Raw genomic sequence first — 24,499 nt, 5'->3', positions numbered from 1 at the left:
GCCCGCGCCGGCCGGCCGAAGCGCCGATGCGCGACGCAAATCCTGATGCCCGCGTCATCATAACCGCAGGGCCAAATCGAGACGCGTCGCGGCCGGCCGGGCGGCGATACGCCGCAGGGTTCGACCTCGCCGCACCCGAATGGCACGCATCGGCCCGCATCGTCGATCGGCATTGCACGGCGCTTCGCTCACGGCCGAAGCGCCCTTCAACCCTGCCCCTGGCAGTTCCCAGGCAGTCGCCTCGCGCCTGCCGTGCGGGCCCACCACGGCGCTGGCCACTTCGCCGATCCGCACACCCGCCAATATTTCACGATGCGGAACAAGTCTCTGCGTTATAAAAATTCGTGGTGCAGGGCACAAAATCCCCGTTTCGCGATGCCGAAAAACGTTCCGCAATACAAAATGATGAAAATAATTACTTGTTTTTAAAAGAGAAATTTTGTTTAGTGAAGCCGTTCTACATGCACCATCCGAGCGGGCCGCGGACGTAGACTTTGTTCCATGCACTGCCGCTTCGCCACGACGTTCGATACGGAACCGGGCGCAAGCAGCCAGTCGGGCCACAGCCGGCCAAGCCGGCAGGCGGCACACCAGAATCGCTTGTGATCAGAAAGGGAGAACGGAAATGAAGGGATTTCGCTTTGGTTCAGCGCTCGGGTCGTTCTACATCCTGCCGGGTAACGGCGGCTGGGAAGCGACGTTCGGCAACGCCCTGCTCGGCGCGTTCTCGTGCCCCGAAGTGGCAGCCGACCACATCTCCCGTGGCGACTGCGAGCAACTGTCCGAGCTGGACACGGCAACGCTCGAAGTGCCGCACGAAATCGCCGAATGGGAAATCGTTCACGTCTGAATGACAAACCCGCAACAAAAAACGCCCCGGGCGTCCGGGGCGTTTTTCTTTTGTAGCCGGTGGCAGGCAGCAATGCCCGCCGCGCCGGCATGCGCATCGGCCCGCGCGATCGCGCGGCCTGCGTCAGGCGACCGCGTCGACGATGCCGTTCAGCGTCGCGCTCGGGCGCATGGCCTGGCTCGTCAGGTCGACGTTCGGACGGTAGTAGCCGCCGATGGCCTGCGCCTTGCCCTGCGCGGCCGCCAGTTCTTCCAGGATGCGCGCTTCGCTGTCGGACAGCGCCTTCGCCACGCCTTCGAACTGTGCCTTCAGCGCCGCGTCCTCGGTCTGCTCGGCCAGCGCCTGCGCCCAGTACAGGCACAGGTAGAAATGGCTGCCACGGTTGTCGAGGCCGCCGACCTTGCGCGCCGGCGACTTGTTCTCGTCCAGGAACTTGCCGGTCGCCTGGTCGAGCGTCTTCGCGAGCACGAGCGCCTTCGGGTTCTGGTACGCGTTGCCGAGGTGTTCGAGCGACGCGGCCAGCGCGAGGAATTCGCCGAGCGAATCCCAGCGCAGGAAGCCTTCCTCGACGAACTGCTGCACGTGCTTCGGCGCGGAGCCGCCCGCACCCGTTTCGAACATCCCGCCGCCGGCCATCAGCGGCACGATCGACAGCATCTTCGCGCTGGTGCCGAGTTCCATGATCGGGAACAGGTCGGTCAGGTAGTCGCGCAGCACGTTGCCGGTGACCGAGATCGTGTCCTTGCCCGCGCGGATGCGCTCGAGCGAGAAACGCGTGGCTTCGACCGGCGTCATGATGCGGATATCGAGGCCGTTCGTGTCGTGATCCTTCAGGTAACGCTCGACCTTCGCGATGATCTGCGCGTCGTGTGCGCGCGCCGGATCGAGCCAGAACACGGCCGGTGCGCCGGTCGCGCGCGCGCGGTTGACCGCGAGCTTGACCCAGTCCTGCACCGGTGCGTCCTTCGTCTGGCACATGCGCCAGATGTCGCCCGCTTCCACGGCATGCTCGAGCAGCACGTTGCCCGCTTCGTCGGTGACGCGCACGACGCCGTCCGCCGGGATCTGGAACGTCTTGTCGTGCGAACCGTATTCTTCAGCCGCCTGCGCCATCAGGCCGACGTTCGGCACGCTGCCCATCGTGACCGGATCGAACGCGCCATGCTGCTTGCAGTCCTCGATCACGGCCTGGTAGACACCGGCGTAGCAGCGGTCCGGAATCACGGCCTTCGCGTCGTACAGCTGGCCGTCCGGGCCCCACATGCCGCCCGAATCGCGGATCATCGCCGGCATCGATGCGTCGACGATCACGTCGCTCGGCACGTGCAGGTTCGTGATGCCCTTGTCCGAGTTGACCATCGCCAGGCGCGGACGCACTGCGTATTCGGCCTTGACGTCGGCTTCGATCGCTTCGCGCGTATCGGCCGGCAGGTCCTTCAGGCGCGCGTACAGGTCGCCGATGCCGTTGTTCGGGTTGAAGCCGACCTTCGCCAGCACGTCCGCGTGCTTCGCGAGCGCGTCGCGGTAGAACACCGACACGAAGTGGCCGAACAGGATCGGGTCCGAGACCTTCATCATGGTCGCTTTCAGGTGCACCGAGAACAGCACGTCCTGCGCCTTGGCGTCGGCGATCTGCGCTTCGATGAAGCTGCGCAGCGCATTGTGGCTCATCACCGAAGCGTCGATGACTTCACCGGCCTTCACGGCCGTCTTTTCCTTCAGCACCTTCTTCGCGCCGTCGGTCGTCGTGAGTTCGATCTTCACGCTGCCGGCATCGGCGATCAGCGCCGACTTCTCGCTGCCGTAGAAGTCGCCTTCGGTCATGTGCGCGACGTGGGCCTTCGACGTGGCCTTCCACGCACCCATCTTGTGCGGATGCTTGCGTGCGTAGTTCTTGACCGACAGCGGCGCGCGACGGTCGGAGTTGCCTTCGCGCAGCACCGGGTTCACCGCGCTGCCCTTGATCTTGTCGTAGCGGGCCTTGACCGCCTTCTCTTCGTCCGTCGACGGATCTTCCGGGTAGGCCGGCAGCTTGTAGCCCTGCGCCTGCAGTTCGGCGATCGCGGCCTTCAGCTGCGGCACCGATGCGCTGATGTTCGGCAGCTTGATGATGTTCGCTTCCGGCTTCAGCGTGAGCTGGCCCAGTTCGGCCAGATCGTCGGAACCCTTCTGCTCGGGCGGCAGGACGTCCGCGAATGCGGCGATGATGCGGCCGGCGAGCGAGATGTCGCGCGTTTCGACGGCGACGCCGGACGAGCGCGTGAAGGCCTTGACGATCGGCAGCAGCGAATAGGTCGCGAGCGCGGGCGCTTCGTCGGTGAGGGTGTAGATGATCTTGGGCGAAGTGGACATGGTGGTCAAAGCATTGCTACGTGATTGTTGAACAGGGAGCGCCGGCGGGTAACCGGCGGGGAGCGACCGGGTCGGTCGCGAAAGGGGCGCGCCGGCTCAGCCGGGCGGTGGTGTTGCGAAGGCCGTCATGTTCTACCTTGCAGGGGCTCCGGGCCGCATCGCGGCGCCGCGGCCCGCATGCCGGACCGCCCTGCCAACAAACCTGCCATCCACGAAATGCTCCGGCGCCGGCAGTAGGCGCCGGGGCGGCCGGCAACCTGCCGGCCCACCCCGGAAGGGGCCTTACATGTTCTCGATCAGCACTTCGCCGAAGCCCGAGCACGACACCTGCGTCGCACCTTCCATCAGGCGCGCGAAGTCGTACGTGACGCGCTTCTGCAGGATCGACTTCTCCATCGCGGCGATGATCGTGTCGGCTGCTTCCGTCCAGCCGAGGTGGCGCAGCATCATTTCCGCCGACAGGATCTCGGAACCGGGGTTCACGTAATCCTTGCCTGCGTACTTCGGTGCGGTGCCGTGCGTCGCTTCGAACATCGCGACCGAATCGGACAGGTTCGCGCCCGGCGCGATCCCGATGCCGCCGACCTGCGCGGCCAGCGCGTCGGAGATGTAGTCGCCGTTCAGGTTCAGCGTGGCGATCACGTCGTATTCGGCCGGACGCAGCAGGATCTGCTGCAGGAACGCATCGGCGATCGAATCCTTGATCACGATCTCGTTGCCCGTCTTCGGGTTCTTCACGCGCATCCACGGGCCGCCGTCGATCAGCTCGCCGCCGAATTCCTTCTGCGCGAGCGCGTAGCCGGCGTCACGGAACAGGCCTTCCGTGAACTTCATGATGTTGCCCTTGTGCACCAGCGTGACCGACTTGCGATCGTTGTCGATCGCATACTGGATTGCCTTGCGCACGAGACGCTCGGTGCCTTCGGTCGACACGGGCTTGACGCCGATCCCCGAGGTTTCCGGGAAGCGGATCTTCTTCACGCCCATCTCGTCCTGCAGGAACTTGATCACCTTCTTCGCCTGCTCGGAGCCCGCGGCCCATTCGATGCCCGCGTAGATGTCTTCCGAGTTCTCGCGGAAGATCACCATGTCGATCTTTTGCGGCTCGCGCACCGGCGACGGCACGCCCTTGAAGTACTGCACCGGGCGCAGGCACACGTACAGGTCGAGTTCCTGGCGCAGCGCGACGTTCAGCGAACGGATGCCGCCGCCGACCGGGGTCGTGAGCGGCCCCTTGATCGATACCACGTATTCCTTCAGCACCTGCAGCGTTTCGTCCGGGAGCCACACGTCCGGGCCGTACACCTTCGTCGCCTTCTCGCCCGCGAAAATCTCCATCCAGTGGATCTTGCGCTTGCCCTTGTACGCATGCGCGACCGCCGCGTCGACGACCTTGATCATGACCGGCGTGATATCGAAGCCCGTACCGTCGCCTTCGATATAGGGAATGATCGGCTGATCGGAAACGTTGAGCGAGAAGTCCTTGTTGACGGTGATCTTGTCACCGCCTTCCGGAACCTTGATGTGCTGATACGGCATGATCGACTCCAGTGACGTGGCTGAGCAGGTGATGCTGGTCGAAGCTGCGCGCGCGGCGGGGGCGCGGCATGGCCACCCCGTGACGGCAACAGCGAGCCGCTATTCTAGCGCCCCAACCGGGCACTTCGGCATGAAGCGCGGCACTGCGTATCAAGACCCCACTTATGTCTTATATAAGACAGAGGACTTGCCGTTCCGTATTATGCATTAAGATTCCGCCATTTGCCATAGACCGCCCGCCCCCGCTTCCCGCGGCGCGCCGGGCGGACGCCCCGCCATGAACCTGATCGCCCTCAACAAGCCGTTCGGCACGATTTGCCAGTTTTCCGCGCACGAGACGCGCCCGTCGCTCGGCGACTGGGTCAAAACGCCCGGCGTCTACGCGGCCGGCCGGCTGGACGCGGACAGCGAGGGGCTGCTGCTGCTCACCGACGACGGCGCGCTGCAGGCGCGCATCGCCGAGCCGCGCCACAAGCTCGTCAAGCGCTACTGGGCGCAGGTCGAGGGCGCGCCCGGCCCCGCCGACCTGAAGGCGCTCGCGCGCGGCGTCGACCTCGGCGACTACGTGACACGCCCGTGCCGCGCCGAATTCATCGAACCGCCCGACACGCTGTGGCCGCGCAATCCGCCGATCCGCTACCGTGCCGCGATCCCGACCACGTGGATCGAGCTTGCGATCACCGAGGGCAAGAACCGGCAGGTACGCCGGATGACGGCGGCCGTCGGCTTCCCGACGTTGCGCCTGGTGCGTGTCGGCATCGGCGCACTGGATATATTCGCGCTCGGCATTGCACCGGGAGAAACAATCGCCCTGCCGCCGCGCGCACCGTGGGAGGGTTTCGCGCCCGCCGGATGACGAATTCGGGACGGGCGAATTTTTCGTCATCTTTTTCGTCAACCGGCTGCGAAGATCGCGCGTTAAACCACGCAGATGCCAACCTTAGCTATCCGGCATTGGCAGCCGAACCCGTGTTTGCGTCACGAAAGCGACGTTTTTATCGAATACGATTCGGCGCCCGCAGCGCAATGAGAAATTTCTCGAAGCGTCTGTCAACCGAAAGGTGGATGGCACCGTTAGACGACATGACTCCTATTGCCGGGTCATTTGGTTAATTAACTAAAGCTGAGGAACACAACATGAACAAACTGATCGCTGCTCTGGTCGCTGGTCTCTTCGCAACGGCTGCTTTCGCACAAGCATCGGCTCCGGAAGCTGCTCCGGCTGCTGCTGAAGCTGCTTCGGCACCGGCTAAGCACGCTGCCAAGAAGCACCACGCAGCCAAGAAGCACCACAAGGCATCGAAGAAGGCTGCAGCGAGCGACGCAGCAGCACCGGCAGCTGCTTCGAACTAAGTAAGCTTGCTGTAATAAATAACGCAGTCAAGAACACGCAGTCTTGCCGTTCTTACGGCGTTGAAAGGCAGATCACCGCAAGGCGATCTGCCTTTTTCTTTTTGTGCCCGACGACACGCATCGCGTACCATGCGGGTCTTGTTTTCCAGATAGGAGCCTTGCTGTGCAATTCTCCCTGCGCTCGTCGCTCGGCCGCCTTGCGCGCGCCGCCGTGTTTCCCGCCGCGCTCGCCGTCATGGCGTTCGGCATGCAGGCCGCCAGCGCGCAAGTGCCGCCCGGCGCCAAGCAGCCGAGCGAATTCCCGCGCGTGAAGCTGCGCGCCGGCATGTACGTGATCGACGCAGCCGTCGCCGCGAACGACCCCGACCGCGAACAGGGGCTGATGTACCGTTCGCAGCTCGCGCCGAACGAAGGCATGCTGTTCGTGTTCAACGAGAACGCGGTGCATTGCTTCTGGATGAAGAACACGCTGATCCCGCTGTCGATCGCGTTCATCCGCGCGGACGGCACGATCACCGACATCGACGAGATGAAGGCCGAGACGACCGACAACCACTGCCCGCGCAACAACGGCGTCTATGCGCTCGAAATGAGCAAGGGCTGGTTCGCGGCGAAGGGCATCAAGCCCGGCATGAAGCTCGACGGCCTGCCGAAGGCCCAGTAACGGCCATTGCCGCGGCGTCGTGCCGCGCACCGACCGAAGCCGGCCGCCCGTTGCGCGCCGGCTTTTTTTTCGCCCGCCGGCGGTGGCGCCCGGCTTGATTCCGCCGCCGCCGGCCGCATCTGCAAAAGCCACGCGCAAGCGCTATGCTTTAAGTCTCGCTTGACCAGCCCGGGCCGCCACTGTCGGCCCGCTTACATCCGAACCTAAGGAGGTTCACGTGCCCCGCAAAACCCCCATCGAGCGCTATCGCAATATCGGGATCAGCGCTCACATCGATGCCGGCAAAACCACGACGACCGAGCGCATCCTGTTTTACACCGGCGTGAGCCACAAGATCGGTGAAGTGCACGACGGCGCGGCCACGATGGACTGGATGGAGCAGGAGCAGGAACGCGGCATCACGATCACGTCGGCCGCGACCACGGCCTTCTGGAAGGGCATGGCCGGCAACTATCCCGAGCACCGGATCAACATCATCGACACCCCGGGCCACGTCGACTTCACCATTGAAGTCGAGCGCTCGATGCGCGTGCTCGACGGCGCGTGCATGGTCTACGACTCGGTCGGCGGCGTGCAGCCGCAGTCCGAGACCGTCTGGCGCCAGGCCAACAAGTACAAGGTGCCGCGCATCGCGTTCGTCAACAAGATGGACCGCATCGGCGCCGATTTCTTCCGCGTGCAGAAGCAGATCGGCGAGCGCCTGAAAGGCGTCGCCGTGCCGATCCAGATTCCGATCGGCGCGGAAGATCATTTCCAGGGCGTCGTCGATCTCGTGAAGATGAAGGCGATCGTGTGGGACGACGAAAGCCAGGGCGTGAAGTTCTCGTACGAGGACATCCCGGCAAACCTCGTCGAGCTCGCGCACGAATGGCGCGAAAAGATGGTCGAGGCCGCGGCGGAAGCGAGCGAGGAACTGCTCGAGAAGTACCTGCACGACCATGAATCGCTGACCGAGGACGAGATCAAGGCCGCGCTGCGCAAGCGCACGATCGCGAACGAGATCGTGCCGATGCTGTGCGGCAGCGCGTTCAAGAACAAGGGCGTGCAGGCAATGCTCGACGCGGTGATCGACTATCTGCCGTCGCCGGTCGACGTGCCGGCCATCCTCGGCCACGACTTCGCCGATCCGGAAAAGCCGGCGGAACGCCATCCGAGCGATGACGAGCCGTTCTCGTCGCTCGCGTTCAAGATCATGACCGACCCGTTCGTCGGCCAGCTGATCTTCTTCCGCGTGTACTCGGGTGTGGTCGAATCGGGCGACACGGTGCTCAACGCGACCAAGGACAAGAAGGAACGGCTCGGCCGGATCCTGCAGATGCACGCGAACGAGCGCAAGGAAATCAAGGAAGTGCGCGCGGGCGACATCGCGGCGGCCGTCGGCCTGAAGGAAGCAACCACCGGCGACACGCTGTGCGATCCGGCGAAGCCGATCATCCTCGAGAAGATGGAATTCCCGGAACCGGTGATCTCGCAGGCCGTCGAGCCGAAGACGAAGGCCGACCAGGAAAAGATGGGCCTCGCGCTGAACCGCCTCGCGCAGGAAGATCCGTCGTTCCGCGTGCAGACCGACGAAGAATCCGGCCAGACAATCATCTCGGGGATGGGCGAGCTTCACCTCGAAATCCTGGTCGACCGGATGAAGCGCGAATTCGGCGTCGAGGCGACGGTCGGCAAGCCGCAGGTCGCGTATCGCGAGACGGTGCGCACGACGGCGTCCGACGTCGAGGGCAAGTTCGTCAAGCAGTCGGGTGGTCGCGGCCAGTACGGCCACGCGGTGATCACGCTCGAGCCCAACCCCGGCAAGGGCTACGAGTTCCTCGACGAGATCAAGGGCGGTGTGATTCCGCGCGAATTCATCCCGGCCGTCGACAAGGGCATCACCGAGACGCTGAAGAGCGGCGTGCTCGCGGGCTACCCGGTCGTCGACGTGAAGGTTCACCTGACGTTCGGCTCGTACCACGACGTCGACTCGAACGAAAACGCGTTCCGGATGGCCGGCTCGATGGCGTTCAAGGAAGCGATGCGCCGCGCGAAGCCCGTGCTGCTCGAGCCGATGATGGCCGTCGAGGTCGAGACGCCCGAGGATTTCATGGGCAACGTGATGGGCGACCTGTCGAGCCGGCGTGGCATCGTGCAGGGGATGGAGGACATCGCGGGCGGCGGCGGCAAGCTCGTGCGCGCCGAGGTGCCGCTCGCGGAGATGTTCGGCTATTCGACGTCGCTGCGTTCGGCCACGCAGGGCCGCGCGACGTACACGATGGAGTTCAAGCACTACGCGGAAACGCCGGCGAACGTGTCGGAAGGCGTGATCAGCGCGAAAGTGAAGTAAGCGCGGCGCGCTCAAGCGCTGCTGCTTGCAGGCAAGGCCCGTCCGGTTCCGGACGGGCCTTTTTTCATTCGGCGCTCGCTGCCGCGATTGCGGCTTTTTGATCGCCGGCATTTTTTTCACATGCCACAATGGACCGCGACTCGTCAGATGGAACCCGCCCGATGCCGCCCACCCCTGCCCTGCGCCGCCTGCTGATGCTCTACGCCGGCCTGATCGCCGCGAACGTCGCCGTGTGGCTGTGGGCGCTCGCGGTGCTGCGCGACCATCCGCTGCTACTCGGCACCGCGGCGATCGCGTACGGGCTCGGGCTGCGTCATGCAGTCGACGCCGATCACATCGCCGCGATCGACGTTGCCACGCGCAAGCTGATGCAGGACGGCCAGCGTCCGGTGAGCGTCGGCCTGTTCTTCTCGCTCGGCCATTCGACGATCGTGATCGCCGCGACGCTCGGCATCGCGCTGACCGCGTTCGCGCTGCGCGACCGGTTCGACGCATTCCGCGAGATCGGCGGCACGATCGGCACGGCGGTGTCGGCCACCTTCCTGCTCGTGCTCGCGTGCGTGAACCTGGTGATCCTGCGCGACGTGTGGCGGCGTTATCGCGGCACGCACGGGCATGCACACGATGGCGCGCATGTGCACCGCCCTGCCGGGCTCGTATCCCGGCTGCTGCGTCCGCTGTTCCGGTTCGTGTCGAAGAGCTGGCACATGTATCCGGTCGGCGTGCTGTTCGGGCTCGGTTTCGATACTGCAACCGAAATCGGCCTGCTCGCGATCGCCGCCGCGCAGGCAAGCCAGGGGCTGCCGGTCTACACGGTCATGCTGTTTCCCGCGCTTTTCACCGCCGGCATGACGCTGATCGACTCGACCGACAACGTGCTGATGATTCATGCGTACGGCTGGGCGATGGACGATCCGCAGCGCAAGCTGCTCTACAACGCGAGCATCACGTTCGTGTCGGCGGCCGTCGCACTGGCGATCGGCGGGATCGAGGCAGCCGGCCTGCTGGCCGACAAGCTGGCGCTGACGGGCCCCGTGCGCGACACGCTCGATGCGCTCGGCGAACGCTTCGGCTCGATCGGCTACGGCATCGTCGCGCTGTTCCTCGTGTGCTGGATCGCGTCGATCCTGTTCCACCGCTGGCAGCGCGCGGCCGATGCGCCGGCGCGCTGAGCCACGCGCGAACGCCCGGACGTTTCATTCCGGAAACAAAATCCCCCCGACGATGCTGCGTGCGTGCGCCGCGTGTCCGCACGCGCCTTGCGCGACGGGCACAAGCGGCCGATGGCACGAATCTCGCACATAGGGATTCGCACGGCGGGCCCGCGTGCCGATCCGCGTTCGCGGCTGGCGTCAAGCGCCGGCCCCAAGGCAATCGGTCACCGATAGGATAACGAATCTTTTATGGCTCCCTGCATTACACGTAGCTAGCCGCGCGGCAACGAGGCGTCGCGCGCAAGGGGAGGCCATCATGCATAAGACGAAACAACCGTCCCGTCCGGCGGGACGGTGCCCTCGTGCGACCTTACTGGCCGCGGCCGCGTTTGCGTGCTGCTGCTCGTATGCCGTCGCACAAACCACCACGCCTGATTCCGCGCCCGGCGCGAACGCCGGCGCGGACACCATCATGACGCTGGTCGCGGACGCTACGTCATGCGCAGCCAATCCGGCTGGGTGTGCGGTGCGGGTCTATGCCGGTCATGGTATCGGCGGGAATGGGGCCGGCCCGAGCAGCAATGGTAGCGGCAGCCCTGGGCCGGCCAACGGTAGTGGCAGCGGCAACGGTGGCGGGGGAAATAACGGCAACGGTGCCGTCGGACCTGCGGGTGTCGGTGGAACGACAGGCGGAACGTCCGGCGGGACGAGCGGCACGGGTCGCGGAGGCAACTCGTCCGGCAACGGTGGTAACGGTAGTTCCGGTGGTGCCGGCACTTCGGGTGGTGGTACTTCGGGTGGTGGTACTTCGGGTGGTGGTACTTCGGGTGGCGGCACTTCGGGTGGCGGCACTTCGGGTGGCGGCACTTCGGGTGGTGGTACTTCGGGTGGTGGTACTTCGGGTGGTGGTACTTCGGGGGGCGGTACTTCGGGTGGCGGTACTTCGGGTGGCGGTACTTCCGGTGGCGGTACTTCGGGAGGCGGTACTTCGGGTGGCGGTACTTCGGGTGGCGGTACATCGGGAGGCGGTACTTCCGGCGGCGGCACTTCCGGCGGCGGCACTTCCGGTGGCGGCACTTCCGGTGGCGGTACTTCGGGCGGCGGCACTTCCGGCGGCGGAGGCCATGGCGGACACGGAGGCGGTGGCGATGGTGACGGCGGTGGTCACGGCGATGGCGGTGGTCACGGCGATGGTGGTGGCCACGGCGACGGCGGTGGCCATGGCGACGGTGGAGGTCACGGCGATGGTGGCGGCCATGGCGACGGCGGTGGTCACGGCGATGGTGGTGGCCACGGCGACGGCGGTGGCCATGGCGATGGTGGAGGTCACGGCGACGGTGGCGGCCATGGCAACGGTGGTGGTCACGGCGACGGCGGCGGTCATGGCGACGGCGGTGGCCACGGCGGCGGCGGTCACGGCGACGGTGGCGGTCACGGCGACGGCGGTGGTCACGGCGACGGAGGCGGCCACGGCAACGGTGGTGGCCATGGCGACGGCGGTGGCCACGGCGACGGCGGTGGTCACGGCGACGGTGGCGGCCACGGCAACGGTGGTGGCCATGGCGACGGCGGTGGCCACGGCGACGGTGGTGGCCACGGCAACGGCGGTGGTCACGGCGACGGTGGTGGCCACGGCGACGGTGGCGGCCATGGCGACGGCGGTGGCCACGGCAACGGCGGTGGTCACGGCGACGGTGGTGGTCACGGCGACGGTGGTGGCCACGGCAACGGTGGTGGCCATGGCGACGGCGGTGGCCATGGCAACGGTGGTCAAGGAAATGGCGGTGGCAACGGCGGCTCGGGCAACGGCGAAGGCAACGGTGGCCACGGCGATGGCGGCGGCAACGGCAACGGCAACGGCAATGGCAATGGCAATGGCAATGGCCACGGTACCGGCAACGGCGGCTCGTCCGGCGGCAACCACTGACCGGACACGTTGCCTGACCGGATGCCGTCAGAGCATCTCGAGCGCGCGCTTGCTGCGCGGCGGACGGAAATACGCGTCAAGCTGCGCGCGCTCGTCATCGCTGAAGACGAAATCGAGCGCGGCGCGATTGTCGCGCACGTGCTCGATCCTCGATGCCTTCGGGATCGCGAATACGCCCGGCTGCGCGAGCACCCATGCCAGCGCGACGCGCATCACCGACACGCCGCGCAGCCGCGCGATCTCGTCGAGCGGCGAACGTTTCGGCAGCCGCCCATGGTCGACCGGGCTGTACGCCATCGCCGGCATCCGGTGATCGGCGAGCCAAGGCAGCAGGTCGAATTCCGGGCCGCGCCGCGCGATGTTGTAGAGGATCTGGTTGGTCGCGCAGGCACCGCCGCCCGCGTCGTCGACGAGTTCCTCCATATCGGCCGTATCGAAGTTGCTCACGCCCCAGCGACGAATCTTGCCCGCGCGCTGCAGCGCCTCGAAGCCCTCGACCGTCTCCTCGAGCGGCACCGAGCCGCGCCAGTGCAGCAGGTACAGATCGAGACGATCGGTGCGCAGGCGCTTGAGGCTCGCATCGCACGCGGCGACGACGCCGCGCCGGCTCGCATGGTGCGGATAGACCTTGCTGACGAGGAACACGTCGTCGCGCAGGCCCGCGAGTGCTTCGCCGACCAGCTCCTCGGTCGCGCCGTCGCCGTACATCTCGGCCGTATCGACCAACGTCATCCCGAGTTCGATGCCTTCGCGCAGCGCGGCGATCTCGTCCGCTCGGCGGGCCGGCCGCTCACCCATTTCCCAGGTGCCCTGACCGAGCTTCGGAATCGTCTCGCCGTCCGGCAGGACGACCGTGGCGATCGTGTCTGTCATGCGTTCCTCGTTGCGGGTTCGTGGCCGCGCAGCGCGGCCGAAGCATGGAATACGACGTGTCAGTGTAGTCAATCGGCACGCCGACGGCCTATTGCACGGCAAAAACCGGCTATAACGGCACCGCATGATGACTTAGAATGGCCGCAACCTGATCGATACCCATTCCATGAAGGCACCCACGGACGACCGGTGGCAGGACCTGCGCCCCGACCCGGACAACGACACGCCGCTGTACCTGCAGCTCGCCCGCAAGCTCGGTGACGCGATCCACGACAACCGCTGGACAGCCGGCGAGGCATTGCCCTCCGAGCGCGTGCTGTCCGATGCGCTCGGCGTGTCGCGCATCACCGCACGCAAGGCGATCGCGCTGCTCGTCGAGCAAGGCCTGATTCGCCGCACGCAGGGCGCCGGCAACTTCATCCAGCCGCGCTACGAGGATCCGCTGTCGCGACTGTCGAGCTTCAGCGAAATGCTCGAGCGCCGCGGCTTCAAGCCGAGTTCGCAATGGCTCGCACGCGAAATTCAGCCGGCGAACCGCGACGAAGTGATCCAGCTCGGACTGTCGCCGGCTGCATCCGTTACACGCCTGAAACGCCTGCGCCTCGCCGACGGCATCGTAATGGCCGTCGAGAACTCGACGTTCCCCGCGACGCTGATTCCCGATCCGCAGGCGATCGGCGGTTCGCTGTACAGCTATCTCGAAGCGCGCGGCACGCCGATCGTGCGCGCGCTGCAGCATTTCCGCGCGGTCAACGCGACCGACGAAATCGCCGAACAGATGGGCATCGCGCCGCACGACGCGCTGCTGCTGATCACGCGGATCGGCTATACGTCGGACCAGCGCGCGATCGAACTGACCGATACCTACTGCCGCAACGATTACTACGACTTCGTCGTCGAGCTGCGCAAGTAACGCCGACCGCGCGGCCACTGCTTACCTGCTTACCGCTTACAGCCAGCGCGCGACGTCGGTGCCGGGCGGCACGGGCGGCCGCTCGAACGCCGGCGGCGTGGCCGACAGGCGCTCGGCCGGTCGCACGGTATCGAGCATGCCGAACGGCGATGCGACGCGATCGAGCCGGTCGCGCACGTCGGCGGCCGCGAGATCGGGCGCACCCAGGCCATCCGGCACGTTGCCGAACGACTGCAGCCAGCGTCCCGTCTGCGCGAGCGACAGCCGCACGTGCCAGCTTCCGCCTTCGCTCGCCCGCCGCGCGAGCGCGATCATCGCACCGAACGCCGCGAGATACCCCGTCGCGTGATCGAGCGCCTGGCACGGCAGGTGGCGCGGCGCGTCCGCGTGCGCGGCCTGCTGCTCCTGCCACGCGATCCCGCTCGCCGACTGCACGAGACTGTCGAAGCCGCGCCGCTGCGCCCACGGCCCCGCATGTCCGTACGCCGAGATCGACACGTACACGATGCCGGGCCTCCGCTCCGCCAGCGCGTGCGGCGCGAATCCGCGGGCCGCGAGCGCGCCGGGGCGGTACGACTGCAGGAACACGTCCGCATCGCGCACGAGCGCGTGCAGCGTATCGACACCGGCCGCATCGCGCAGGTCGATCCACGTCGAACGCTTGCCGCGCCCGTTGTCGATCACGAGCGGCGCGATGTTCGGCAGGTGCGGGCCGTTGACGAGCAGCGTCTGCGCGCCATGTGACGCCAGCGTGCGGCCCGCGACCGGCCCCGCGATGATGCGCGTGAGATCGAGCACACGCACACCCGTGAGCGGCTGGCCGGCTTCGCCGCGACCGATCGGCTCGAGCGGCGCATCGCCGATCCGCTCGATCTCGAACAGCGGCAGCGACTCGATCGCGCGCGCTTGCTCGAGCGACGCCCACTCGTCAGGTGTTCTGATCAATGCGGCGCACAGCCCGGCATCGGCCAGCGCGGTATCGAGTGCCGCACCGTCCCACGTGCGGATCGCCGCGGCGACATCGTCCCGCTGCGCGCCGCAGCCGAGTACGTCGAGAATGCCGCTCAGGTGATGCGGGAAGTTAGCGTGCAGCTGGATCCAGCGTCCGTCGCCCGTCTCGGAGAAGCCCGTCACCGGATGACGCAACTCCGGCGGCGGACCATCGTCCACGCGCAGGTAGCGTTCGCTGCGGAAGGCGATGAGTGCATCGCGCACCGATACGTCGACGGATTGTGCGACGCCCGTGCGAAGCCGGTGGCATTCGGCCGCCGCGAGCCCGGCTGCCGCGATCGTCGCCGCGGCCAGCGTGCCGACCCGGAAGGTCGAAGGCAACGTCGGGTCCTGCCCCGTTACGGTCGCACGGGCGAGCGCGCCGGGGTCGCCGTGTGCGAGCCGCCACAGATGCGCCAAAGCAAGTTCGGGGGTCATGGCGGAATGGGCGGTGAAGAAGACAACATCGAGTCTAGGATCGGCGGCAGTCGCGAGCAATCCTGATTGCATGAATCCTCACATCACGCACGGTCGTATTCCCTGCGTTCCGGCGGAAACGGCCAACCTCACACCTTCCAGTGCGCAGGAAACCTGCCGGTATCCTCGATACCGGCGTGAACCCCTGCATCTGTGAACCGCGACCTGCTGCGCTCACTACCGGATCGCGCAACCGGGTACCGATACCCCCACGCGAATCCAGCGCGGCTGCCCGCACGCTGCCGTGCCGACGCGAAACGCTCGCGCGCGAGCGTCGAACGTTCGCTTGACCAGGACGTACCGGAGCCGGATTCGCGGATCATGCAGATCGTCGCATGACCACACGGCCGGCTGGATCACGTATGCGCTCGAACAATGCACGGACCGAACGCTGACCCCGCGCCGGCCGCGCTAAGTCGGCAGCGATACGACCGCATGGCGCCGGCCGTCGCGCCACGCGACGAGCGGCCTCCACCACGCCTGCGCGGCTCGCCTTGCCGGCACTTCGAGCGGACCGAACGCGAACGTTGCACCCTGCGGCCCCGCGCTGACCCATACGCGCATGCCGGGCGTCAACATCAGCGCAGCCCCGGCGCCAAGCCAGTGATCATCGGGCAAGCCCTCGATCGTCACCCAGACCTCGCCGTCGGCCACCTCCAGCGAGGTGCGATCGACGATCCGCCACCGACCGGCCGGCTCGTCGCCATCGATCACATAAAGTCGCAGTTCGCGCATGGCAGCCTCCTGGTCGCACGGATCCGATGGCATCAGTATTTCGGACAGTGGCAGCACACGGACAGATACGGCTGCAGACACTTTTGGCCGAACTGTACTGGCCGATCGACAGGGACGGGAGGCGCCTGTCCGCGGACTTCGCGCCGTCCTTGCGCCGAACCGGCACGACGCGACGGCTTTCCCTACAATGTCGGCTGTCCCGCGCCACCCTCCCGCCCCCATGTTCCAGCGCCCGCCTGCCGCCGCCCCCGGCGAAAAGAATCTCACCGTGATGCTCTGGCTCGTCGCAACGGGCTTCTTCATGCAGACGCTCGATGCGACCATCGTGAACACGGCGCTGCCGTCGATGGCCGCGAGCCTCGGCGAATCGCCGCTGCGGATGCAGTCGGTCGTGATCGCGTACTCGCTGACGATGGCGGTGATGATCCCGGTCTCGGGCTGGCTCGCGGATACCTTCGGCACGCGGCGTGTGTTCTTCAGCGCGATCCTGGTGTTCTCGCTCGGCTCGCTGCTGTGCGCGAATGCGCATACGCTCACGCAACTTGTCGCGTTCCGCGTCGTGCAGGGGGTCGGCGGCGCGATGCTGCTGCCGGTCGGACGGCTCGCGGTGCTGCGTACCTTTCCGGCCGAGCGCTACCTGGCCGCGCTGTCGTTCGTCGCGATTCCCGGCCTGATCGGCCCGCTGATCGGGCCGACGCTCGGCGGCTGGCTCGTGAAGATCGCGTCGTGGCACTGGATCTTCCTGATCAACGTGCCGGTCGGCGTCGCGGGCTGCATCGCGACCTTCTACTCGATGCCCGATTCGCGCAACCCGGCCGTCGGCCGCTTCGACCTGAAGGGCTACCTGCTGCTGACGATCGGCATGGTCGCGATCTCGCTGTCGCTCGACGGGCTCGCCGATCTCGGGATGCAGCACGCGGCCGTACTTGTGCTGCTGATCCTGAGCCTCGCGTGCTTCGTCGCGTACGGGCTGTATGCGGTGCGCGCGCCGCAACCGATCTTTTCATTGGAACTGTTCCGGATCCATACCTTCAGCGTCGGGCTGCTCGGCAACCTGTTCGCGCGGATCGGCAGCGGCGCGATGCCGTACCTGATCCCGCTGCTGCTGCAGGTGAGCCTCGGCTACTCGGCGTTCGAGGCCGGGCTGATGATGCTGCCGGTGGCCGCCGCCGGGATGTTCTCGAAGCGGATCATCACGCGCCTGATCACGCGGCACGGCTACCGCAAGGTGCTGCTCGCGAACACGATCATGGTCGGCGTGATGATGGCGAGCTTCGCGCTGATGCGCGACACGGTGCCCGTCTGGGTGAAGGTCGTGCATCTCGCGCTGTTCGGCGGCTTCAACTCGATGCAGTTCACCGCGATGAACACGCTGACGCTGAAGGATCTCGGCACGGGCGGCGCGAGCAGCGGCAACAGCCTGTTCTCGCTCGTGCAGATGCTGTCGATGAGCCTCGGCGTCACGGTCGCAGGCGCGCTGCTCGCCACGTTCACGGGCATGCTGCGCACCGTGACGCCGAGCAACACGCTGCCGGCGTTCCATGCGACGTTCATCTGCGTCGGGATCATCACGGCGGCTTCCGCGTGGATCTTCGCGCAGCTCGCGCCCGAGATCCGCAGCACCGCGCGCAAGACCGACCCGTCCGAGCGCGCGTGATGCGGGGCGCGCGCCGAACCGGGTCGGCGCGCACCATCACGGTGCAGCACGGCCCTGCGAGGCGCATCTGAAACACCGGTAATGCCCCGCGGAGCTTGGCCGCGACGCGCCGCCGCACGGGGCACGATGCCGTGCACGCTTCTTGCTCGCCTATTCTCTAGGTAAACTGGCAGTCCTCCTTCGGCCGACATCATGAGCATGATCGAAATCGATCCCCCCGGCTTTCAGCCGCCCCGCCCCGTCGCGGGCGACGACGGGAACCGGCGCACCGTGCTGTACGGCGGCTACACCGTGTTCAGCGTGTTCCAGCCCGTTTTCTCGGTGTCGCACCGCCGCGCGATCGGCTATCACGCGTCGCTGCGTGCACACGACGAGGAAAGCCGCCAGGTGGCGTCGCACGAGGTATTCACGCAGGCGGCGCGGCGCGGTGACCTGCTCGAGCTCGGCCGGCTCGCCGAATCGCTGCATCTCGGCAACTTCCACGCCTTCGACAGCCACGACGAATGGCTCTTCCTGAGCCTGCATCCGGCCGCGCTGATGGACACCGTCTACAGCGACGCAATGCTCGCGAACCTGAAGGCGCTCGGGCTGCCGCCGCATCGCGTCGTGCTCGAGGTGCCCGAACAGGCGGGCGGCGAGACGCCGCGCTACGCGGCGATCGTCGACGGGCTGCGCAAGGCCGGCTTCCTGATCGCGCTGGTCGGGTTCGGCGCGAAGCATTCGAACATCGACCGCGTGTGGCACCTGCATCCCGACATCGTCACGCTCGACCGCGGCATCCTCGCGCAGGCGAGCGAGCACTCACATCTCGAACGCGTGCTGCCGGGCCTGGTGTCGCTGCTGCACGAATCCGGTCAGCTCGTGCTGATGGGCGGGCTCGCGACCGAACGCGACGCGCTGATCGCACTGGAGTGCGACGTCGATTTCGTGCAGGGCCAGTACTTCGCGGGGCCGAGCGTCGAACCGGTGCAGCCGCAGGCCGCCGCGGGCTGCATGGATACGCTGTCGGCCGCGTTGCGGCTGCGCGTCGCGAAACGCGAGCGCACGCAGGCGGAACGGCTCGCGCCGTACGTCGCGGCGCTCGAGGAAGCGAGCCAGAAGCTCGTCGCGGGAGAAACGCTGACCGACGCGGCCGCGGCCGTGCTCGGGCTGCCCGAGACCGCACGCTGCTTCCTGCTCGACGCATCGGGGCGCCAGATCGGCGACAACGTGCTCGCGCGCGGCAGCGTCTCGCAGCGCGCGAAGCGCTTCCGGCCGCTGCTGCATTCCGAAGGCGCGAGCTGGGAACGCCGCCCGTACTTCATCGACGCGATGCGCGCGCCGGGACGCGTGCACCTGACGGCGCCCTACCTGTCGATCAACGAGGCGCACCTGTGCGTGACCGCCTCGATCGCCGCGCCGGTCGCGACCGGCATGCAGGTACTCTGCGTCGACATCAACTGGGAAGCGGCACTCAACCGCGAATGAGCGTGCCGCCGCGCCGCCCTGCTCGGGCGGCGGCGGTCCTGCGTACGATCAGCCGGTGCACGCGCTTGCCGGACGATGCGCTGACGACTTCGTGCTCGTCGATCACCTGCGTGCCGGCACCGAGCGCCGCCCGCATCCGCGCCGAATCGAGCGGCGTGTAGAGGCGGCCGCGCTCGTCGCGCAACGCGCCGTTTCCGGCCACCCGCCAGCTCATGTACAACGTGCCGCCTGGCATCAGCAGCTCGGCCAGCCGCGCGGCGGCGACGGCCGCTTCCGCCTGTTCGAGATGCATGACGACCGTCTCGCACAGCACGTTGCGAAACGCGCCGGACGGCACGCCGGCCAGCGCCGGCAGCGCGGCCAGTTCGAAGGTGAGGTCCGGATGGCGGCGCCGCGCCTCGTCGAGCAGCGCGGCGCTCGCGTCGTAGCCGCGCACGTCGAAGCCGCGCGACGCGAGCCAGCCCGTATCCCGCCCGGCCCCGCAGCCGACGTCCGCAGTCGGCCCCGGCGAGAAATGCTGCTCCAGCAGCGCGTACATGTCGTCGGGCGCAGCCTGGTCGAGCCAGTCCTGCGCGTATTGCGCGGCATGGGCGTCGTAGGCATCGAGAGTCGGGCGATCCACCATGGTGACGGCTCCGCATAGGCGTCGTATGACGCACTCCGCATCTTAGCCGTTGCACACTCCGTACGGCATCACGCACGGCCACGCGGCGAGTGGTGCAGCCGCTACGCAGCCCGCACGTTGCCCGTGTGCGGCGCCTGCGCGGTCAGCTCGGCCCACAGCGCATCGCCGCGCCAGGCCGGACGCGCCGCCGCACGTTCCGCGTCGTGCACACGCGCGCACAGTCGCGCATTGACGGGCGCCTGCCCGCCGAAGTGCGCGGCCAGCCGCACGACCTCGCCGTTGATCCACTCGACTTCTGTCGCGCGCCCCGCCGCAAGATCGTCGGACATCGACGAACGCGCGAGCGGATCGATCGCGAGCATCCGGCCGCCAAGCACGCGAAACGCCGGATCGGGCAAGTCGAGCACGGCCGGGAGCCACCCGGCCGGCAACGGCGTCAGCCGCGCGGGCCGGATCGCGGCCCGCGCCAGCCAGTGCAGCGCTTCGCGCTGCGCAAGCGCGACGCAGCGCCGGTACGCACGTTGCGCGAGCTCGTCGCGCAGCGGCAGGTTCGCGAGCGCGTTGACCGCGTTGTTCAGGTTGAGCAGCAGCTTCGCCCATTGCACGGCCCGCATGTCGCGATGCAGCGCGAGCGGCAGCCCGGCACGCGCGAATGCGCCGGCGAACGGCGTCAGCGCGGGGGAGGCTTCGGCCGCCAGCGCACCGGCCGAGCCCTGGTGAAACGCACCGGGCTCGCGCTCGATCACGTTGAACGGCACCATGCCGGCCAGCACGGTGGCGTGCGGCAGCGCTTCGCGCAGCACGTCGGCGTTGTGCAGGCCGTTCTGGAAGCTGATCACGACCGTGCCGGACCGCAGCACGCCGGCAAGCTGGGCCGCGGCCTCACGCGTCGCGGCCGATTTGACCGCCACGAGCACGAGCCGCGCGGTTGCCGCAGCCGCCGGATCGGTCTCGAACACGACATCGGCCGGCGCGAGGGTCGCACGATAGCCGCGCTGGTCGGTCAACGCCAGCCCGTGCCGATGAACCGCGTCGCCGATCCGTGCACGGCCAACGAGCGTCACACTCGCGCCAGCCGCCGCAAGACGTCCGCCGAGATAGCAGCCGACGGCACCCGCGCCGAACACGCAGACCGGCGCGTCAGACATGCGAATGCGCACCGCCGTGCACGGGGCCGGCCCGACGCTCGACTTCGCGGCGCACGTCGCTGCGCAGCCCCGCGAAGAACGCGACCTCGGCGACGACGAACAGCGGCCCGACCATCAGGCCGACCAGATCGTCGACGAACGCGGGCTTGCGCCCCTCGAACCAGTGCCCGACGAACTGCACGATCCAGCCGACAACGAATGCGCCGATGCCGACCGCGAGCCATTGCACGGTCGGCAGCAACGCGAGCGCCTGGGCGGCCCACAGACCGAGCGCGAACAGCGCGGTCATCACGATCCCGAACCGCAGGTCGAGGCGCAGATAGAACACCGCGAACGCGACGGCCAGCAGCAGCGCCGGCGACAGCGCGATGCCGGCCAGCATCCCGAGCGCCGGCCGCGACAACAGCACCTCGACCGCGAACACGATCATCGGAATGCCGACCAGATGCGTCGCGATATTGCGCGCGTCGCGGTGGTAAGCCGCATACTGGGCAAGATGGTCTTCGAGTGTCTTCATCGTGTCTCCTGGTCCATGGTTGAGCGCTATGATGCGCGTCACGCCCGAGAACCTCTGTCAGCTACCCGACATCGCGTGCCCATGCCCTCTTCGCTCGCCCCGTACCTGCCGCAGATCGAAGCGAACCCGTGGTTCGCCGCGCTGCCGCCCGCGTTGCGCGCGGACCTGCTCGCCCGCGCGGCGCTGCGCCGATTGCCGGCCAGCCATGCGCTGTTCCGGCGCGGCGACCCGCCGTGCGGGCTGTACGCGGTACTGGCCGGTTCACTCACGATAGGTGCGGTCGACCCGCAGGGCAAGGAAGCGCTGCTGACGGTGGCCGAGCCCGTCACCTGGTTCGGCGAAATCGCGCTATTCGACGGCCAGCCGCGCACGCACGACGCGATCGCACTCGACGACGCGCTGCTGCTGCACGTGCCGCAGGCCGCGCTGCTCGCGATCCTCGATGCGACGCCGCAATACTGGCGGCACTTCGCGCTGCTGATGGCGCAGAAACTGCGCCTGAGCTTCCTGACCGTCGAATCGATGAGCGTGATGCCGGCCGCGCAGCGGCTCGCCGCCCGGCTGCTGATGATCTCCGACGGCTACGGCGGAATCAGCGCCGGCCGCACCCGTATCCGGCTGTCGCAGGAAAAGCTCGCGGCGATGCTGTCGCTGACGCGACAGACCACTAACCAGTTGCTGAAGGCGCTACAGGCCGACGGCGTCGTGCGGCTGCACGTCGGCGAGATCGAGCTCGTCGACGTCGATGCGCTGCGGCGCGCGAGCGGGTTGCCCGACGGCCTGCGCTGAGGTTCGGCACCGCCGCCACGCGACCTCCCCGCCGTCACCGCGTTGCGCTATCGTGGCGGCTCGTCCGTTCATCCGCCCGCACCGCCTTGAGTACGTCGACCGTCTCCGCTCCCTCCCGCCATCCGTGGCCTGTGTTCATCGCGTTCCTGCGGCTCGGCCTCACGTCGTTCGGCGGCCCGGTCGCGCATCTCGGCTACTTCCGCACCGAATTCGTCACGCGGCGCGGCTGGCTCACCGAGCGCACGTACGCCGACCTCGTCGGGCTGTGCCAGTTCCTGCCGGGGCCCGCGAGCAGCCAGGTCGGGATGGCGATCGGCCTCGCGCGCGCCGGCTACGCGGGCATGTTCGCCGCGTGGCTCGGCTTCACGCTGCCGTCGGCGCTGCTGATGATGCTGTTCGCGCTCGGCGTGCATGCAACAGGCGCGCCGATCGAAGCCGGTGCGCTGCACGGGCTGCGCATCGTGTCGGTCGCCGTGATCGCGCAAGCCGTGTGGGGCATGGCGCGCACGCTGTGCCCGGATGCCCGCCGCGTCACGCTGATGGCCGCGGCCGCCTGCGTCGCGTTGCTCGCACCGGCCGCGTGGACCCAGGTTGCGGTGATCGTCGCGGCCGGGTTGGCCGGCCTCGTGCTGCTGCCGCAGCCGCCGCGTGGTGCGCATGATCCACTGCCGCTGCACGTGTCGCCTCGCGCGGGCGTGCTGTGGCTCGCGCTGTTCGCGGCGCTTCTCGCCATCCTGCCGTTCGCGGCCCGTACGCTGCGCTCCGATACGCTCGCCGTCGTCGATGCATTTTTCCGCACGGGCGCGCTCGTGTTCGGCGGTGGGCACGTGGTGCTGCCGCTGCTGCAGGCGGCCGTGGTCGCGCCCGGCTGGGTCGGCGATGCGGCGTTCCTGGCCGGATATGGCGTCGCGCAGGCCGTGCCGGGGCCGCTGTTCACGTTCTCGGCGTTCCTCGGCGCGTCGCTGCACAACGCACCGAACGGCTGGCTCGGCGGCACGATCGCGCTGGTGTCGATCTTCGCGCCGTCGTTCCTGCTGGTGGCCGGCACCGCGCCGTTCTGGGAACGCCTGCGCCGCAGCACGCGCATGCACGCCGCGCTCGCGGGCGTGAACGCGGCCGTCGTCGGGCTGCTGGTCGCCGCGCTCTATCACCCGGTCTGGACCGACACGATCGTGGCGCCGCGCGATCTGGCCGCCGCGCTCGTCGCATTCGTCGCACTGGTGTTCTGGCGTGTACCGCCGTGGGCCGTCGTGATCGCGAGCGCCGCGCTCGGCTGGGGGCTCGGCCTTCTGGCCTGACCCGGTAGACGCGGCACGTTCCACTGCGTCAAAAACAAAAAGCCCTCGTTTCGAGGGCTTTTTGCTGGGTGCCGCGCGCCATAGCGGCGCGCAGGCGCCGGACCTTACGCGAAGTTCTTCGCTGCGAAGTCCCAGTTCACGATGTTCCAGAACGCTTCGACGAACTTCGGACGTGCGTTGCGGTAGTCGATGTAGTACGCGTGTTCCCACACGTCGATCGTCAGCAGTGCCTTGTCGGCGGTCGTCAGCGGCGTTGCTGCGTTGCTCGTCGACACGATGTCGAGCGAACCGTCAGCCTTTTTCACGAGCCATGCCCAGCCCGAGCCGAACGTGCCGACTGCGGCCTTCGTGAACGCTTCCTTGAATGCGTCGTACGAACCCCACTTCGCGTTGATCGCGTCGCCCAGCGCGCCCGTCGGTGCGCCGCCGCCGTTCGGCGACAGGCTGTTCCAGAAGAACGTGTGGTTCCAGATTTGCGCGGCGTTGTTGAAGATGCCGCCCGACGACTTCTTCACGATCTCTTCCAGCGACAGGTTTTCGAATTCCGTGCCCGGGATCAGATTGTTCAGGTTCGTCACATAAGCCTGATGGTGCTTGCCGTAGTGGTACTCGATCGTCTCTTTCGAGATGGTCGGCGCGAGTGCGTCTTCAGCGTACGGGAGCGGCGGGAGCGTATGAGCCATGGCGATTCCTTCGTTGAGTATGTAGGGAGGCTGTGTTGGATGCTGCCGAGCGTCCGATTGTAGGCGAGGACGAATAACCCCGCAAACTCACGGGCCATTTATCCGCGGTATGCGGAAAAGCGATGTTTGCGCAACGTCCGGCAGGACGAACCCGACGAT

General features: G+C 67.4%; 21 protein-coding genes. 12 read left to right on the top strand and 9 right to left on the bottom strand.

The genetic code is table 11. From position 1 onward, the window contains the following. Positions 1–625: 625 nt before the first annotated feature. Positions 626–850 (top strand): hypothetical protein, encoded by a 225-nt coding sequence (locus CFB34_RS27505; RefSeq protein WP_006490888.1) that lies wholly within the window; start codon positions 626–628, stop codon positions 848–850. 123 nt (positions 851–973) lie between these two features. Here CFB34_RS27505 and CFB34_RS27500 read toward each other — a convergent pair whose 3' ends face one another. After that, complete coding sequence (locus CFB34_RS27500; protein ID WP_089440851.1) at positions 974–3,202, bottom strand: NADP-dependent isocitrate dehydrogenase; 2,229 nt, start codon at positions 3,200–3,202, stop codon at positions 974–976. Between the two features lie 282 nt (positions 3,203–3,484). Continuing rightward, the gene (gene icd / locus CFB34_RS27495; protein ID WP_006478026.1) at positions 3,485–4,741 is read right to left on the bottom strand and encodes an NADP-dependent isocitrate dehydrogenase; all 1,257 of its coding nucleotides are present in this window, start codon (positions 4,739–4,741) and stop codon (positions 3,485–3,487) included. 277 nt (positions 4,742–5,018) lie between these two features. Between icd and CFB34_RS27490 the strand changes: the two genes are divergently transcribed. From CFB34_RS27490 to CFB34_RS27465, 6 genes are all read left to right on the top strand, one after another. Further along, complete coding sequence (locus tag CFB34_RS27490; protein ID WP_046544582.1) at positions 5,019–5,597, top strand: pseudouridine synthase; 579 nt, start codon at positions 5,019–5,021, stop codon at positions 5,595–5,597. Between the two features lie 281 nt (positions 5,598–5,878). Further along, the gene (locus CFB34_RS27485) at positions 5,879–6,094 is read left to right on the top strand and encodes a hypothetical protein (RefSeq protein WP_011352970.1); all 216 of its coding nucleotides are present in this window, start codon (positions 5,879–5,881) and stop codon (positions 6,092–6,094) included. Positions 6,095–6,257: 163 nt separating this feature from the next. Continuing rightward, a complete protein-coding gene (locus tag CFB34_RS27480) occupies positions 6,258–6,758 on the top strand; it encodes a DUF192 domain-containing protein (protein ID WP_089440852.1) in 501 nt (166 codons plus the stop codon). A gap of 217 nt (positions 6,759–6,975) precedes the next feature. Further along, positions 6,976–9,087: an elongation factor G gene (gene fusA, locus CFB34_RS27475; RefSeq protein WP_089440853.1), complete on the top strand. Its 2,112-nt coding sequence runs from the start codon at positions 6,976–6,978 to the stop codon at positions 9,085–9,087. A 161-nt stretch (positions 9,088–9,248) separates the two neighbouring features. Continuing rightward, entirely contained in the window at positions 9,249–10,259 is a 1,011-nt protein-coding gene (locus tag CFB34_RS27470) for a HoxN/HupN/NixA family nickel/cobalt transporter (protein WP_179243655.1), read from the top strand. A gap of 298 nt (positions 10,260–10,557) precedes the next feature. Next, entirely contained in the window at positions 10,558–12,168 is a 1,611-nt protein-coding gene (locus CFB34_RS27465) for a hypothetical protein (protein WP_242808706.1), read from the top strand. Positions 12,169–12,195: 27 nt separating this feature from the next. Here CFB34_RS27465 and CFB34_RS27460 read toward each other — a convergent pair whose 3' ends face one another. Further along, on the bottom strand, positions 12,196–13,041 hold the full coding sequence (locus CFB34_RS27460) for an aldo/keto reductase (RefSeq protein WP_089440856.1): 846 nt from the start codon (positions 13,039–13,041) through the stop codon (positions 12,196–12,198). A gap of 166 nt (positions 13,042–13,207) precedes the next feature. On the opposite strand from CFB34_RS27460, the gene CFB34_RS27455 reads away from it, so the two are divergent. Continuing rightward, positions 13,208–13,954, top strand: coding sequence for a GntR family transcriptional regulator (locus CFB34_RS27455; RefSeq protein WP_089440857.1), 747 nt, complete (start codon positions 13,208–13,210; stop codon positions 13,952–13,954). A gap of 36 nt (positions 13,955–13,990) precedes the next feature. Here CFB34_RS27455 and CFB34_RS27450 read toward each other — a convergent pair whose 3' ends face one another. Together CFB34_RS27450 and CFB34_RS27445 are read right to left on the bottom strand one after the other, a co-directional pair. Further along, entirely contained in the window at positions 13,991–15,382 is a 1,392-nt protein-coding gene (locus tag CFB34_RS27450) for a CoA transferase (RefSeq protein WP_089440858.1), read from the bottom strand. A 450-nt stretch (positions 15,383–15,832) separates the two neighbouring features. Continuing rightward, positions 15,833–16,156, bottom strand: a complete 324-nt coding sequence (locus tag CFB34_RS27445) for a DUF2917 domain-containing protein (protein ID WP_089440859.1) — start codon at positions 16,154–16,156, stop codon at positions 15,833–15,835. Between the two features lie 220 nt (positions 16,157–16,376). On the opposite strand from CFB34_RS27445, the gene mdtD reads away from it, so the two are divergent. After that, a complete protein-coding gene (gene mdtD / locus CFB34_RS27440) occupies positions 16,377–17,813 on the top strand; it encodes a multidrug transporter subunit MdtD (RefSeq protein WP_089440860.1) in 1,437 nt (478 codons plus the stop codon). 192 nt (positions 17,814–18,005) lie between these two features. Further along, the gene (locus CFB34_RS27435) at positions 18,006–19,280 is read left to right on the top strand and encodes an EAL domain-containing protein (protein WP_089440861.1); all 1,275 of its coding nucleotides are present in this window, start codon (positions 18,006–18,008) and stop codon (positions 19,278–19,280) included. Here the strand turns inward: CFB34_RS27435 and CFB34_RS27430 are convergent. The 3 genes from CFB34_RS27430 to CFB34_RS27420 all read right to left on the bottom strand — a co-directional run bounded on the left by CFB34_RS27430 (position 19,267) and on the right by CFB34_RS27420 (position 21,570). Next, on the bottom strand, positions 19,267–19,905 hold the full coding sequence (locus CFB34_RS27430) for a methyltransferase domain-containing protein (RefSeq protein WP_089440862.1): 639 nt from the start codon (positions 19,903–19,905) through the stop codon (positions 19,267–19,269). The genes CFB34_RS27435 and CFB34_RS27430 overlap by 14 nt on opposite strands. Before the next feature lie 101 nt (positions 19,906–20,006). Beyond that, the gene (locus CFB34_RS27425) at positions 20,007–21,053 is read right to left on the bottom strand and encodes a 2-dehydropantoate 2-reductase (RefSeq protein ID WP_089440863.1); all 1,047 of its coding nucleotides are present in this window, start codon (positions 21,051–21,053) and stop codon (positions 20,007–20,009) included. Next, positions 21,046–21,570, bottom strand: coding sequence for an Mpo1-like protein (locus tag CFB34_RS27420; RefSeq protein ID WP_046544574.1), 525 nt, complete (start codon positions 21,568–21,570; stop codon positions 21,046–21,048). Before CFB34_RS27420 ends, CFB34_RS27425 begins: the two co-directional genes overlap by 8 nt. An 81-nt stretch (positions 21,571–21,651) precedes the next feature. Between CFB34_RS27420 and CFB34_RS27415 the strand changes: the two genes are divergently transcribed. After that, positions 21,652–22,359, top strand: a complete 708-nt coding sequence (locus tag CFB34_RS27415) for a Crp/Fnr family transcriptional regulator (RefSeq protein WP_089440864.1) — start codon at positions 21,652–21,654, stop codon at positions 22,357–22,359. 86 nt (positions 22,360–22,445) lie between these two features. Then, positions 22,446–23,657 (top strand): chromate efflux transporter, encoded by a 1,212-nt coding sequence (chrA, locus tag CFB34_RS27410; protein WP_089440865.1) that lies wholly within the window; start codon positions 22,446–22,448, stop codon positions 23,655–23,657. 104 nt (positions 23,658–23,761) lie between these two features. Here the strand turns inward: chrA and sodB are convergent, their stop codons facing one another. Continuing rightward, positions 23,762–24,340: a superoxide dismutase [Fe] gene (gene sodB, locus CFB34_RS27405; protein ID WP_089440866.1), complete on the bottom strand. Its 579-nt coding sequence runs from the start codon at positions 24,338–24,340 to the stop codon at positions 23,762–23,764. Positions 24,341–24,499 lie beyond the last annotated feature (159 nt).

It is taken from the genome of Burkholderia sp. HI4860 (assembly GCF_002223045.2).
Lineage (GTDB): Bacteria > Pseudomonadota > Gammaproteobacteria > Burkholderiales > Burkholderiaceae > Burkholderia.
The sequence above is the reverse complement of the archived record's forward strand: the minus strand, read 5'-3'. Positions and strand labels throughout refer to the sequence as shown.

Excerpts from the sequence above, each read along its gene's own strand:
- CFB34_RS27420 (WP_046544574.1), bottom strand. The coding sequence starts at position 21,570 with ATGAAGACACTCGAAGACCATCTTGCCCAGTATGCGGCTTACCACCGC.
- CFB34_RS27455 (WP_089440857.1), top strand. The coding sequence starts at position 13,208 with ATGAAGGCACCCACGGACGACCGGTGGCAGGACCTGCGCCCCGACCCG.
- CFB34_RS27470 (WP_179243655.1), top strand. The coding sequence starts at position 9,249 with ATGCCGCCCACCCCTGCCCTGCGCCGCCTGCTGATGCTCTACGCCGGC.
- CFB34_RS27430 (WP_089440862.1), bottom strand. The coding sequence starts at position 19,905 with ATGGTGGATCGCCCGACTCTCGATGCCTACGACGCCCATGCCGCGCAA.
- CFB34_RS27445 (WP_089440859.1), bottom strand. The coding sequence starts at position 16,156 with ATGCGCGAACTGCGACTTTATGTGATCGATGGCGACGAGCCGGCCGGT.
- mdtD (WP_089440860.1), top strand. The coding sequence starts at position 16,377 with ATGTTCCAGCGCCCGCCTGCCGCCGCCCCCGGCGAAAAGAATCTCACC.
- CFB34_RS27435 (WP_089440861.1), top strand. The coding sequence starts at position 18,006 with ATGAGCATGATCGAAATCGATCCCCCCGGCTTTCAGCCGCCCCGCCCC.
- CFB34_RS27425 (WP_089440863.1), bottom strand. The coding sequence starts at position 21,053 with ATGTCTGACGCGCCGGTCTGCGTGTTCGGCGCGGGTGCCGTCGGCTGC.
- CFB34_RS27415 (WP_089440864.1), top strand. The coding sequence starts at position 21,652 with ATGCCCTCTTCGCTCGCCCCGTACCTGCCGCAGATCGAAGCGAACCCG.
- sodB (WP_089440866.1), bottom strand. The coding sequence starts at position 24,340 with ATGGCTCATACGCTCCCGCCGCTCCCGTACGCTGAAGACGCACTCGCG.
- CFB34_RS27500 (WP_089440851.1), bottom strand. The coding sequence starts at position 3,202 with ATGTCCACTTCGCCCAAGATCATCTACACCCTCACCGACGAAGCGCCC.
- CFB34_RS27490 (WP_046544582.1), top strand. The coding sequence starts at position 5,019 with ATGAACCTGATCGCCCTCAACAAGCCGTTCGGCACGATTTGCCAGTTT.
- CFB34_RS27485 (WP_011352970.1), top strand. The coding sequence starts at position 5,879 with ATGAACAAACTGATCGCTGCTCTGGTCGCTGGTCTCTTCGCAACGGCT.
- CFB34_RS27450 (WP_089440858.1), bottom strand. The coding sequence starts at position 15,382 with ATGACCCCCGAACTTGCTTTGGCGCATCTGTGGCGGCTCGCACACGGC.
- icd (WP_006478026.1), bottom strand. The coding sequence starts at position 4,741 with ATGCCGTATCAGCACATCAAGGTTCCGGAAGGCGGTGACAAGATCACC.
- CFB34_RS27505 (WP_006490888.1), top strand. The coding sequence starts at position 626 with ATGAAGGGATTTCGCTTTGGTTCAGCGCTCGGGTCGTTCTACATCCTG.
- CFB34_RS27465 (WP_242808706.1), top strand. The coding sequence starts at position 10,558 with ATGCATAAGACGAAACAACCGTCCCGTCCGGCGGGACGGTGCCCTCGT.
- CFB34_RS27460 (WP_089440856.1), bottom strand. The coding sequence starts at position 13,041 with ATGACAGACACGATCGCCACGGTCGTCCTGCCGGACGGCGAGACGATT.